The sequence below is a fragment of the Heyndrickxia coagulans DSM 1 = ATCC 7050 genome, from assembly GCF_000290615.1.
In the GTDB taxonomy this organism is placed as follows: Bacteria; Bacillota; Bacilli; order Bacillales; family Bacillaceae_C; genus Weizmannia; species Weizmannia coagulans.
The window spans coordinates 1-421 of record NZ_ALAS01000179.1; the positions used below are offsets into that span (position 1 = coordinate 1).

The window sequence follows — 421 nt, forward strand, 5'->3', positions numbered from 1 at the left end:
CAAAAGTCGCCATCAGTGTCGTAGATGGTTATGCCTTGATTGAGCACCTCGACTGGGAAAATTACAATGAAGGGACCACTCTCAAGGAATTTGTTGAAAACTACTACAACCGGTTCGGATTTTATCCGGAAGCGATCTTGGCAGATAAAATTTACCGAAACCGTAATAATCTGGCATACTGTAAATCTCTTGGCATTCGTCGGAGTGGGCCAAGGTTAGGACGTCCATCCAAAATGGAAGACAAAACCTTAGAACATGTCGCAAGGCAGGATGCCTCTGAACGTAATGCCGTTGAAGGCAAATTTGGCGAAGGCAAGCGCAAGTATGGGCTGGGCAGTTCTGAAGAGTAAATTCATCAATTTTTAGATGTTTTATGATAAAATGACTTATCCACATTTAGAAAATTTTTCCATCTATTTTT

The 421-nt window shown here is 41.3% G+C and carries 1 pseudogene; it reads left to right on the forward strand.

Annotation, left to right across the window (positions count from 1 at the left end):
* Positions 1-335, forward strand: a pseudogene (locus IC21_RS08915) (IS5 family transposase); the annotation flags it as partial.
* Positions 336-421: the final 86 nt, after the last annotated feature.